At 36.8% G+C, this 10083-nt stretch carries 7 protein-coding genes and 2 pseudogenes; 2 read left to right on the top strand and 7 right to left on the bottom strand.

From position 1 onward, the window contains the following. Window positions 1-385: 385 nt before the first annotated feature. The 4 genes and pseudogenes from WKI42_RS07950 to WKI42_RS07935 form a co-directional block, all read right to left on the bottom strand. Window positions 386-505: pseudogene (locus tag WKI42_RS07950) on the bottom strand (IS630 family transposase); the annotation flags it as partial. Window positions 506-608: 103 nt separating this feature from the next. Next, window positions 609-3143 (bottom strand): bifunctional lysylphosphatidylglycerol flippase/synthetase MprF, encoded by a 2535-nt coding sequence (mprF, locus tag WKI42_RS07945; RefSeq protein WP_368081636.1) that lies wholly within the window; start codon window positions 3141-3143, stop codon window positions 609-611. Between the two features lie 12 nt (window positions 3144-3155). Continuing rightward, window positions 3156-4103, bottom strand: a complete 948-nt coding sequence (locus WKI42_RS07940) for an AEC family transporter (RefSeq protein WP_368081635.1) — start codon at window positions 4101-4103, stop codon at window positions 3156-3158. 76 nt (window positions 4104-4179) lie between these two features. Further along, window positions 4180-5805: a malolactic enzyme gene (locus WKI42_RS07935; RefSeq protein ID WP_368081634.1), complete on the bottom strand. Its 1626-nt coding sequence runs from the start codon at window positions 5803-5805 to the stop codon at window positions 4180-4182. Window positions 5806-6163: 358 nt separating this feature from the next. On the opposite strand from WKI42_RS07935, the gene WKI42_RS07930 reads away from it, so the two are divergent. Then, a complete protein-coding gene (locus WKI42_RS07930; protein ID WP_368081633.1) occupies window positions 6164-6514 on the top strand; it encodes a helix-turn-helix transcriptional regulator in 351 nt (116 codons plus the stop codon). A 127-nt stretch (window positions 6515-6641) separates the two neighbouring features. Continuing rightward, window positions 6642-7520 (top strand): LysR family transcriptional regulator, encoded by an 879-nt coding sequence (locus tag WKI42_RS07925; RefSeq protein WP_368081632.1) that lies wholly within the window; start codon window positions 6642-6644, stop codon window positions 7518-7520. Window positions 7521-7935: 415 nt separating this feature from the next. Here the strand turns inward: WKI42_RS07925 and WKI42_RS07920 are convergent, their stop codons facing one another. The 3 genes and pseudogenes from WKI42_RS07920 to WKI42_RS07910 all read right to left on the bottom strand — a co-directional run. Then, window positions 7936-8862: an ATP-binding cassette domain-containing protein gene (locus WKI42_RS07920; RefSeq protein ID WP_042900321.1), complete on the bottom strand. Its 927-nt coding sequence runs from the start codon at window positions 8860-8862 to the stop codon at window positions 7936-7938. A 10-nt stretch (window positions 8863-8872) separates the two neighbouring features. Further along, window positions 8873-9940, bottom strand: coding sequence for an ABC transporter ATP-binding protein (locus WKI42_RS07915; RefSeq protein ID WP_000159551.1), 1068 nt, complete (start codon window positions 9938-9940; stop codon window positions 8873-8875). 8 nt (window positions 9941-9948) lie between these two features. Beyond that, a pseudogene (locus tag WKI42_RS07910) lies at window positions 9949-10083 on the bottom strand (oligopeptide ABC transporter permease OppC); the annotation flags it as partial.

Below are 10083 nucleotides of genomic sequence, written 5' to 3'. Positions count from 1 at the left end.
TTTGATTTTCGAAGAGTATAAAACAAAAAACCGCCTAGATAATACCTAAACGGATGCTTGAAATAATCTAACAAGTTACAACTTAGCTAGTCCATTTAGATATTCATCTATATGGACCACAATCAAAAATCTTAGCCACATAGATACAAACAAATTGCTTGAACTGTTTGCATCCATGGTGACATGTCTACAAACACTATCTAAAGTAGCTAAAGTAAAAGTTTTGATTCATCGTTACAGCTTGTTTCTTATTCATTTCTTTTTCTGCTTTCTTTTTTGATGTTTCCTATCTTATCACCTTTTTCATTAGCTGTCAAGAATATTTCAGAATTTTTTAAAATTTTTCGAAAATTCTTTCAGGGAGCTTTCAATTCTTTTAGGATAATTTCAAAGATTTGCCCATTAGACAAAATAGAACGATTTGAAGACTTTTATGGTATTTAGTTGTACTAGAGCCTTTTAAAAGTGTTTTGATGGCTTGTATTTCTTCTTTGGTTGATTTTATATCACTATTATATAATGCGTTTTGATTTTAGTATAGTATTAAACTAACTCTTGGCAGTCGGACAAAAAATCGACAGTTATTTTATACTGTTTAAAACCAATAGTCAATACGACAATCTCTTTACTTTTCGGTTATCAACTCTGTAGATTGCTAACATATCCAAAATAAGCCAAGTATCCCGAGGATAGGCAACATATCTAGGTGTCCAGATAGGATTAAACTTTTGTTTATACTGTCTAAGACCACTAAATGAATAGAATCGATTAGTGAAGGCATAGATGAGATAGGCTACTTTTTCTTGTAAAAAGCTATGTTTCTCAGTTCCTACATTTGACAACGGCGCCATGCCTAATTCAAATAAACTAACTCCTTCTTCTTTAAAATGAACTAATAATTTCACAAAGAGATAATCCATAATACCATTGGGTGCTGTCCTTAAGTGGTAGCGCATCAAATCGATGCTAGCTTCTTCAGGACCATTACAAGCTAAAAAGGTAACAAAAGCCTGAACCTTATCTTCCTTATCCCTTACAAGAGCTATTGGTGCTAATTGAATGTACTTCTCATCAAAAAATCCAAGTGAAAACCCTTTTTCTTGGCGACCATCTAGCCAATTATCCGATATTTCTTTAAGGGTGTTAAGCAACTTCTTATCAAAAGGTGGTTGTAATACTTGGAATTGATACCCCTTGCTTTCTAACCGATTAACAACTGTTCTAAATTTCTTTCCTTGTTTTCCTTCGGTTGTAAACCTATCCAGTAATACCTGAGCAGTCTCCCCAAATTTCATAAAGTCGTACCCATATTCATGAAGTAATAAGGTGGTTTCTTGATTAATTTCGTAGAAAATAACAGAGACATTTGTGTCCTCCGCATCCTCTAAAAACTTCGATAAGCCTTTTTCTAAGTACCCTGACTGTGCCAGTGGATCCGACATAACGACACATTTATTATTTTCAATTGCAAATTGGAAAACAACCTTGTCTTGACCATCCTCTTGGTACCAATAAAGGTATTTATCATCTAAATAAGCCAGGGTAGCATCTAAATTTATATTTGGTATTGTTGCAATAAAGTCTTGATAACGTTGCTTATCGAAAACTTCTCCAAAATTCTCTTTGGTTTGATTGCTCTCACGGAGTACCAAAACATACGAAATCACCAATATCAGAGACGAGCCAAAAAGATGAATCCAGTGTGTAATCAAATGAGGAAGATGTTTAACTTCAAATACATGATGAGGGTTCAAATGTCCTAACAAAACAAGGGTCAAGAAGAAACTTCCACCAATATACGATATATCCTTACAACAATCTTCCCAAGCATAAATATAATGACTACGAACAAATGTATTTCTAATCCACCATATGATAGACAAAATAATGATTAGAAAAAAACTACTTGCGAATGAAAGACTACCAATATTCAAATAAACAAGGCTTACTAGACCTAGTACAGTAGCGAATGGTAATGTAAATTTTAAACGTCGTTTCACTAGTCTTGCAAGAAGGAAGAAGTGAACGCCGAGAATGACACTAGGAAGTTGAAAAACAAACTGTCCAGTGCTAGGTGAAAGTTCTTTAAACAAAGGAAGATGGCCTAATTCTTGAGGAACTATAGCTGACACCACGAGGAAGAAAGCAAACAGTCGCAACCCCCAAACCAATACTATAGTTGATAGTGATCCAATAACCTTTTGGGGAATTCCCAAATATTTCTCATTAAGTCGGCCACCCATATTTTTTAAAAATAAAACAACTCCTAAACAGAAAGGAAGAATATAATAGAATAAACGAAATACTAGTAACCAACTTAGCGCCTGATCTTTATCAATACCAAGGCCAACTAAACCAGATACCATAATTAAATCGAAACTACCTAGGCTACCAGGAATCATCGATATAATCCCAATTGTAATAGCAATCATAAAGAGGGGGATTACATCATAAATTGGTAAATTATAGCCTAAAACATACCCAACCAAAAGGAAAAAACTTAATACACTAGCCCAATCAAGGGCAGAAGTTAACACTAAAGATAAAATGATCCTTCCACTCAATTGACCAAAATAGACCCATTTTTTTCTATTTGAAACAAATAAAATAATTGGAAGATAGAGACAAGCTCCCAAAAGAGCTGGCCAATATTGTTTAATCCCCATTGAAATAGGAAATATAATTGTGAAAATTAAACTTATCAGTGCAAACAGTGAGAAACCACTCATAAAATAAGGGATGACACGAGAAATTCCTTGCATACTTTTTTCAGAGCGTTCTTCATCTCCATAGAAAGAATAGCGTAAACCAACATCCACCAAACCGGCAAAGCCAATCATATTATTCAAGCTATTTATAGTCCAACTTGTTTCTAGTAAGTAAGATAATTTTTGTTTCTGATTAAGTTCTTTATTTAGGATTCTATCATAGAGCATCATTGGCGCAACAGCCATAGAACCGAGCAAAGCTAAAGCAATGACTTTTATTGGAGAGAGTTCCCCCAAGATTTCTCCAATCTTATCAAACGAAATTGTCTTAAAAAGTCTGATTATCTCTACAATAACTAGACTAACAATAGATAAAAATAAGGTAATCTTGATGAGTATCTGCCATTTTTTCACGCAATTCAAAATTGTTCTCACAAGCTCTTCCTCTTATCCTAATAAAGTTTGTAATATTGGAATAACAACGATAAATAGAACCGTACTTAGAGTCACCACATTCGTAGAGAATTCCACATCTCCTTTTCCCTGATTAGCAAGGATTGGGAGAACAACTAGAGCTGGTGTAGCGGACTGAATCATAAAGGTCTTAAATTCTACTGTCGCCATATTTGGTGCAGAGAACTTCAATACAAGAAGCATAATCAGAGGAGCTAGGATAAAGCGTCCAACTAAAGTGACAATTGTATCTTTATCAAAAGTAATAGTATTCAAGCCTGCCTTTGCAAGAACGATACCAATATAAATCAGAGATAAGGGAGTGACGATATTTCCAACATAAGTTAAGGTATTTGTTGCGAAATCTGGAATAGAGATTCGGAGGATCAAAAATAGTAGAGCGACAAGAAAACCTACAAGCGGAGCTGGAAGCAATTTCTTCCAGTCAAATTTAGTTTTCTTCTTGCTTTGACCCGATTTACTATCGCTCGTCATCACATACACGCCTAATGTCCAGGTGGAAATCGTGTTGGTGATATAGTAGATTAAGAAATATGGAAGAGCCTGATTACCAAAAAGAGCAACGTTTAATGGTAAACCGATAAAAATAGTATTGGCATTCACAAAGGTATTAATCATGGTTCCTCGCCGTCCCGGACGAACCTTGAAAAGCCTAACTGCAATATAAGCTACTATATATCCCAATTTAAATGCTACAAAAGTATAAAAGAGTCCTCCAGAAAGACTGATTAGTTTATCTAGCGTTAGGTATTTCATCACCGACACAAAGATTGACGCTGGCAAGGCTACATTCATGATCAAACGAGATAGATTGGATCCAAAACTATCTCCAAACCATCCCCTCACCTGAAGAATATACCCCAAAACAATAATAGCAATAATCGGAATGATACTCGTAATCGAGGTTAAAAAGAGTGACATAGGTATCCTTTCTAAATTACTTAAGTCCACAGCCCATACAAATCTGCCACTATAGAAGGATAGCAGCAGAAATGAATTATTTATACTCTGGATACCACTTCAAATCACGAACTGCTTTGGCCATATCTGTTTCCTTAACGCGTGCAAGACCTTGCTCTTGTGCTTTTTTAGCGACTGCTTCTGCTACTTTAATAGAAACATCTGCTACATACTTGAATGGTGGCAAGACAGGAGCTCCTGGTTGGCCTGGATTGACAATACCACTCAATGAATGCGCCGCCGCTCCAATCATTTCATCAGTCAAAAGACTTGCTTCAGAAGCCAGCATACCTAGACCAAGACCTGGGTAAATCAAGGCATTATTTGCTTGACCAATCACATAGTCTACACCTTTATAAGAAACCGTATCAGCAGGAATTCCTGTTGCGACAAAAGCTTTGCCATCTGACCATTCAATCAAATCTTTGGCACTAGCTTCTGCCAATTTAGTTGGGTTTGACAAAGGGAAGATCATTGGACGTTCTGTGTTTTCACACATAGCTTCTACTATTTCTTTAGTGAAGGTATTAGGCTGAGTTGAAGTTCCTACAAGAATGGTTGGCTTCACAGTCTTCACTACTTCAAGCAGGTCAGTCAACTTATCTGTGTTACTAAAGTCAGTACGTTTCTTAGCAAATGGTTTTTGCTCTGGTGTCAAGTCATCCATGTCATCAAAGAGAAGACCTTGTTTATCAACCATAAAGAAACGTTTATAGGCTTCTTCTTCAGAAAGACCTTCACTTACCATTTCACGAAGAACACGAGAGGCAATTCCTGCACCCGCAGTACCACCACCATAGCAGAGATAAACTTGATCTGTTAATTTTTCACCACTAATATCCAGCGAACCAAAGATACCACCCAAGGTAACGATTCCTGTACCTTGAATATCATCATTAAAGGTCGGAATTTGTTTCCGGTATTTTTCAAGAATATTGGCAGCATTCATGCGACCAAAATCTTCCCAGTGAAGGTAGAGTTTAGGAAAGAGACGTTCTGCTGTTTGAACAAATTGGTCAATGAAGTCGTAGTAACGATCTCCGCGGACCCGTTCGTGACGATTTCCTAAGTAATTAGGATTGTTTCGAAGTTCTTCACGGTTAGTCCCTGCATCAATAACTAAAGGAAGGACCATTGAAGGATCGATTCCAGCAGCACCCGTATAGACCATCAATTTCCCAACAGAAATATCGACACCATTTGTTCCCCAGTCGCCAATTCCAAGGATTCCTTCTGCATCTGTTACAACAATGAGACGAATCTCGCGACCCCCGGCAGCGTTTTTCAAAGTGGCTTCAATATTTTCAGGATGATTGATATCAAGATATCCCGCATATTGGGGATCTACAAAAAGATCACTATAGCCTTCAATGGTATCTGCGATGGTTGGATCATATACAATTGGATTGAATTCTTCCAAATGTTGAGAAAAGAGGTAATAGAAAAGAGTCCTGTTGGTATTAAAAATTTCCATTAGGAAAAGACGTTTTTCCAAATCATTGGCTTTTGTTTGCATTTGTGCATAAGTTTGCGCCGCTTGTTCTTCAATCGTTTGAACATACGGTGGCAGTAAACCAATAAGGCCTAGTTCCTTTCGCTCTTCTAAGGTAAAGGCAGTACCTTTATTGAGGAAAGGATTGTTTAAAATATCATGTGCAGTCATAGTGCAACCTCCTTTTTATTTATATTATACCACATGAAACGAATTGTTCGTAAAACGTTGTTGTTTAAATCATACAATTGTATACGCATATGTTATAATGAGTCTACGAGAACAATTTCTAATAGGCTCTTTGATACTTAAAACACTATTATTGATAATACTTTAAGTTGTTATATTTTATAAATTTCTGAACTCATCAAACTCTCGATGATCACTCTTTACTAAAAGTTTCGAGTAAAAGAAACCAATCATACAAATTGACAATCCTCATTAAAATAAATATCATATAAGTTTGTTATGTAGTACTTTGTATTTTTTAAGGTGTTTTTTTGTCATATAAAACTTGTATTCTATTTATATGACAACTAAAAACTATTTACAACAATATATTTCCAAAAAAGTGAAATATTTTCGAACACAGAATAAAATGAGCCAGGAAGAACTTTCGGAACAAGCCGGACTCGGGCTTAAGTATATCAATCAACTTGAAAACCAAAATGTGAATCTGACCATTCACAGTCTTGAAAAAGTGATTGACGCACTAGAAATGACCCCAGAGGAATTTTTCAATTTTGATAGCCTTGAATCAACCTCTGATAAGAGTAACAATCTTTCACTCAAAAGAATCAACATGAAGATTAAACAGCTCCCTATTGATAAACGAGAAAAGATGTTGGTCATTTTTGAGAGTATCTTAGATAATCTTTGAGATCCCTGACTCACTTACATTTTAACTGGTGAATACTCGTATAGTCAAATTGTAGGATACGGATAAAAATTATTTATCTGCTGTTTTCCACTTATTTTCCTTCTCCAACTAATGAAAGTGAGCCCATATGAATTTAAAAGATCTACAATATTTTTATGACCTCTGCCAGCTTCAATCCTATACGGAAGTAGCAAAACAACATAAAGTCAGCCAACCATCTATTTCTTATGCTATCAAGCGCTTAGAGGAATCCTTTAACTGCAAATTGATTCACCATGACCCCTCGCATCGTTCCTTCAAGCTAACTCCTCAAGGACAAATCCTTCTAAAGCATACAGAACTGATTTTACCTGAGGTCATTTCTACTCGCAAAGAAATTAATCGCTCCTTGGCACAATACTCTACTGTGGGATTCCCTCCTATTATCATTCAGTATCTCTTTGCTGCCTTAAACGAAAAAGATAAATTCGATTTTTTAAAAAAGGTACGCCCTATTCGTGGTGGCTCAGTGGAGTTATTAAACCTTCTCATCAAAGGAGACCTTGATGCAAGTCTACTCGGTTTGATTGAACCTCTCAACTATCCTTCAATAGAGACACACGAGCTATTTCATAAAGAACTGTATGTCGTTTTATCTAAGAACCATCCTTTTGCCACTGCTCCTTCACTCGCTTTTGAAGAATTAGTAGATCAATCCTTTATACTCTTAGACGAACACTTTGTTCACCTGAAAGCTTTTGAAACGCTTAATCAAAAGTATCAAAACAAGGCAGAAATATTCTTTAAGACTGATGACATTGCCATCCTTAAAGAACTTTTAAAGAAAGGGATTGGCCTTAGTTTACTGGCTGATATCGCACTTTCTGATGAAGATGATGATTTAATAAAAATCCCTCTTATACCGAAGGACAAGATAACTTTTACAGTTTATTACGCTTACCTTAAATCAGCTACACCGTCATCAGAAGTAGAAGCCTTATTTAATCTCCTTAAATCATATGAATAGAAAAAACTCTAACTATCAATGAACTGATAGCTAGAGTTTTTTACATTGTAGATATTAGACTCAATGAAAATCAAAAAGCAAACTAGGAAGATAGCCGCAGACTGCTCAAAACAATGTTTTGAGGTTGTAGATAGAGCTGACGTGGTTTGAAGAAATTTTCGAAGAGTATTAGACTATAGTAGATTGAAACTAGAGTAATACGCCGCAACTTCTAAACCTTTTCTAGAAATTGATTTGACTTTCCTAATAAAGTTGTTCAGATTTTATTTCATCTCACTATAATTCAATGATTTTCTAAGAATTCTATTTCTTTCGAAAATTCTTTCAGAACGCTTTCAAAATTTTTTCAAATCAGTCCAACAAAAAAAGGTTTATAATTTCCATAAAAGTTGACATGGAAATTATAAAACCATTATTAGTTTAACCCTTGTTGGTAACGCGCCAATTCGGCTTGGTTAGCCCAAACATAGTGACCTGGACGGATTTCAACCATGGATGGTTTGTCAGTCTCATAGTCGTGTTGACTTGGGTCGTAAACCTTCAAGACCTTCTTACGTTCCAAGATTGGATCTGGAATTGGTACCGCTGAAAGCAAGGCTTGAGTATATGGGTGAATTGGATTGTTAAACAATTCTTCTGTTTCTGCAACCTCTACAATAACACCCTTGTAAATAACTGCGATACGATCTGAAATAAAACGAACGACAGACAAATCATGGGCGATGAAGAGATAGGTCAAACCAAGTTCTTTTTGGAATTTTTTGAGCAAGTTCAAGACTTGGGCACGCACAGAAACGTCCAAGGCTGAAATGGGCTCATCCGCAATAACAAAGTCTGGTTGCATGACCAAGGCACGGGCAATACCGATACGTTGACGTTGACCACCTGAAAACTCATGAGGGTAACGAGTCAAGTGCTCAGCAAGAAGACCTACTTCACGGATAATATTTTTAACTTTCTCTTTACGTTCTTCTTCATCTTTGAACAGATGATGATTGTAAAGACCTTCAGAAATAATATAATCAACAGTCGCACGTTCATTCAAACTTGCGGCAGGGTCTTGGAAAATCATCTGGATACGACGAATCAATTCCGCAGCTTGTTCACGCGATTTCTTTCCATTAATCTTTTGACCCTCAAAAATGATATCTCCATTACTTGTGTCATTGAGACCGATGATAGCACGACCAATAGTTGTTTTCCCACTACCTGACTCACCTACAAGCGAGAAAGTTTCTCCCTTGTTGATAAAGAAGTTAGCATTTTTAACTGCGACAAACTTCTTACTTCCTTCACCGAAGGAAATTTCTAAATCTTTGATTTCTACTAATTTTTCAGACATTTCCTTCCTCCTAGTCTTCCAGATGGGCAAATCCCATTTTTTCACGGATCTTATCGTGGAGATTTGCAATCACAGCTGGTTTTTCTACTTTTGGAGCATCCTCATGAAGAAGCCAAGTTTTAGCCCAATGTGTCTCTGATACTGAGAATTGAGGAGCTTTTTGTTCGAAGTCAATCTGCATTGCATAGTCAGAACGCAAGGCAAAGGCATCCCCTTTCAGGTCAGTATAAAGTGACGGAGGTGTTCCTGGGATTGAGTAAAGATCCCCTTTATCATCAGCAAGCTGAGGCAAGCTAGACAAGAGACTCCATGTATATGGATGACGAGGGTCATAGAAGACTTCCTCAACAGTTCCATATTCAACGATTTCTCCTGCATACATAACCGCTACCTTATCCGCAATACTTGCCACCACACCAAGGTCGTGAGTGATAAAGATTGTTGTGAAATGATACTCGTTTTGTAATGATTTGAGCAAATCAATAATCTGTGCTTGGATAGTCACATCCAAGGCAGTCGTTGGCTCATCACAGATTAAGACATCAGGTCGGCAGGCAAGGGCAATCGCAATAACGATACGTTGACGCATTCCTCCAGAATATTGGAATGGGTATTCATCAAAACGTCTATCTGCGTCTGGAATCCCAACCTTATTCATGTAGTCAATGGCCAATTCTTTTGCTTCTTTAGCTGTTTTTCCTTGGTGTTTTACAATAACTTCTGTAATCTGGCTACCAATTGTTTTAATGGGGTCCAAACTAGTCATTGGGTCCTGGAAGATCGTCGCAATCTTAGCACCACGAATTTGTTCCCAATCTTTATGAGAAGACAAGGCTGTCAAGTCCTGACCACGGTAGTCAATACTTCCTTGGGCAATGCGACCATTTTCTTCAAGCATACCTGTGAAAGTCTTTGTCAAAACAGATTTCCCTGATCCTGACTCACCTACCAAGGCTAATACTTCTCCTTCAACTAGTTCAAGGGAAACGCCGCGAATGGCTGTCAATACTTTGTCACGAACGTCAAATTCCACGACAATATCGCGAGCAGTCAAAATTACATTTTTTTCTTTTGTCATTTCTACTCCTATCTATGTGTACGTGGATCACTAGCATCCGCTAAGTTTTGACCAACTACGAAAAGGGACAAGGATACCAAGACAAGAGTTGTCAATGGAATCCAGAACAAGTAAGCATTGGTTGTTACGTTTTGTGAATAATC

It is taken from the genome of Streptococcus pseudopneumoniae, from assembly GCF_038148935.1.
In the GTDB taxonomy this organism is placed as follows: domain Bacteria; phylum Bacillota; class Bacilli; order Lactobacillales; family Streptococcaceae; genus Streptococcus; species Streptococcus pseudopneumoniae_U.
This window is presented reverse-complemented; position numbering and strand designations above follow the sequence as displayed.

What these genes read in the sequence shown, in the direction of transcription:
- WKI42_RS07925 (WP_368081632.1), top strand. Translation starts at nt 6,642, where the DNA reads ATGAATTTAAAAGATCTACAATATTTTTATGACCTCTGCCAGCTTCAA.
- WKI42_RS07940 (WP_368081635.1), bottom strand. Translation starts at nt 4,103, where the DNA reads ATGTCACTCTTTTTAACCTCGATTACGAGTATCATTCCGATTATTGCT.
- WKI42_RS07920 (WP_042900321.1), bottom strand. Translation starts at nt 8,862, where the DNA reads ATGTCTGAAAAATTAGTAGAAATCAAAGATTTAGAAATTTCCTTCGGT.
- WKI42_RS07935 (WP_368081634.1), bottom strand. Translation starts at nt 5,805, where the DNA reads ATGACTGCACATGATATTTTAAACAATCCTTTCCTCAATAAAGGTACT.
- WKI42_RS07930 (WP_368081633.1), top strand. Translation starts at nt 6,164, where the DNA reads ATGACAACTAAAAACTATTTACAACAATATATTTCCAAAAAAGTGAAA.
- WKI42_RS07915 (WP_000159551.1), bottom strand. Translation starts at nt 9,940, where the DNA reads ATGACAAAAGAAAAAAATGTAATTTTGACTGCTCGCGATATTGTCGTG.